This window comes from Mycobacterium sp. 2YAF39, assembly GCF_052114565.1.
GTDB lineage: Bacteria > Actinomycetota > Actinomycetes > Mycobacteriales > Mycobacteriaceae > Mycobacterium.
The window spans coordinates 1-2,171 of the sequence record NZ_JBFREZ010000026.1 but is presented as its reverse complement, the minus strand read 5'-3'; the positions used below and the strand labels follow the sequence as shown (position 1 = coordinate 2,171).

The window sequence follows — 2,171 nt, the reverse complement described above, 5'->3', positions numbered from 1 at the left end:
GGTCGGTCGGTGACTTATCGCGAGCTTGATGAGGCTGCTGATCGGTTGGCGCGGGTGTTGGCCGGGTGTGGTGCGGGTCCGGGACATTGTGTGGCGCTGTTGCTTCCGCGTTCTGTTGAGGCGGTTGTGTCGATTCTGGCGGTGCTCAAATCTGGTGCGGCGTATCTGCCGATCGACTCGTCGGTTCCGGATGCGCGGTTGGAGTTTGTGCTTGCTGACACCGCGCCGGTGGCGGTGGTCACTGTTGGGCAGTTGGCTGGGCGGCTTGGCGGGTATGGCGGTGTGGTGATCGACATCGATGATCGGGGTGTCGATGTCGATCCCGGGATCGTCTTGGCGACACCTGCTCCGCAGGACATCGCCTATGTCATCTACACCTCGGGTACCACGGGTGTGCCCAAGGGCGTCGCTGTGACTCACCACAACGTCACCCAGGTCCTGCAGTCGCTGCATGCCGATATGCCCGCCGGATCGGGGCAGGTGTGGTCGCAGTGGCATTCCCTGGTCTTCGACGTCTCGGTGTGGGAGATCTGGGGCGCGCTGCTGCACGGTAGCCGTCTGGTGATCGTGCCCGAGTCGGTGGCGGGGTCGCCCAGCGATCTGCACGATCTGTTGGTCTCGGAGAAGGTCACCGTGCTGTACCAGACCCCGTCGGCGGCAGGGATGCTGTCACCGGAGGGCTTGGAGAAGACCACGTTGGTGGTGGCGGGTGAAGCCTGCCCGATCGAACTGCTGGATCGGTGGGCGACGGCTGGGCGAGTGATGCTCAACGCGTATGGGCCTACGGAGGCAACGATCTACGGAGCGATCAGCTCGCGCATGGCCGCTGGTTCGCATGTGGCCCCGATCGGTTCCCCTGTGCCCAGCGGTGCGACGTTCGTCCTCGACGAGTGGTTGCGGCCGGTGGCCCCCGGTGTGGTGGGCGAGTTGTATCTGGCCGGGCGTGGTGTCGGCGTCGGCTATGTCCACCGGCCCGGGTTGACCGGGACGCGGTTCGTGCCGTGCCCGTTCGGGGCGCCAGGCGCACGGATGTATCGCACCGGCGATCTGGTGCGCTGGGGCGACGATGGTCAGCTGCACTATCTCGGCCGTGCCGACGAGCAGGTGAAGATCCGCGGCTATCGCATCGAACTCGGTGAGGTCCAGGCCGCGCTCGCCGAGCTCGACGGCGTGGAACAGGCGGCGGTGATCGTTCGCGAGGACCGACCCGGGGACAAACGACTCGTGGGCTACATCACCGAATCATCTATCGGTGCAGTGGATTTGGCCAGTGTGCGCGGTGCTGTGGCTCAGCGACTGCCAGGCTATATGGTGCCGGTGGCGGTGGTGGCGCTGGACGCGCTGCCGTTGACGGTGACCGGCAAGTTGGACATTCGCGCGCTGCCTGCGCCCGACTACCACGATGGTGAGCGGTACCGCCCCCCGACCACCGCCGTCGAGGAGATGCTGGCAGGCATCTATGCCCAGGTTCTCGGCGTCGAGCGGGTCGGGGTCGACGACTCGTTCTTCGACCTCGGTGGCGACTCGATTTCCGCCATGCGGGTGATCGCCGCCATCAACACCGGCCTTGACGGTCAGCTCGCGGTGCACGCAATATTCGAGTCGCCGACGGTCAGCGGTTTGAGTCAATACTTGGACGGCGATGCCGCTGCGGTGTTACCCGCTGCCTACGGGCCGAGTTTTGCGTTCGTGCATGGCGCTGACGTCGCTGAGGTGCATGCCCGCGATCTGACGCTGGACAAGTTCCTCGATGCCCCGACACTGGCGGGTGCGCCATCATTGCCCGGCCCGGCCGCCGAGGTGCGGACGGTGCTGCTGACCGGGGCGACCGGGTTCCTGGGTCGCTACATGGTGCTGCAGTTGCTCGAGCAGATGGAGCAGGTCGACGGCAAGCTGGTCTGCCTGGTGCGCGCCAAGTCCGACGAGGACGCCTACCGGAGGCTGGAGAAGACCTTCGACAGCGGTGATGCGGATCTGCTGCGCCGTTTCCGGGAGTTGGCCGCCGATCGTCTGGAGGTCGTCGCCGGCGACAAGGGCGAAGCCGACCTGGGCCTCAACGAGCACACCTGGCGGCGGCTGGCCGAGTCCGTGGATCTGATCATCGACTCGGCGGCGTTCGTCAACAGCGTCCTGCCCTACAGCGAGTTGTTCGGCCCCAACGTGGTCGGCAC

1 protein-coding gene is annotated in these 2,171 nt (G+C 66.1%); it reads left to right on the top strand.

Going from position 1 to position 2,171, the window contains the following annotated elements:
- Window positions 1-2,171, top strand: a 2,171-nt coding sequence (locus AB4Z42_RS28295) for a non-ribosomal peptide synthetase (RefSeq protein WP_442012562.1), incomplete at both ends; no start/stop codon positions are given.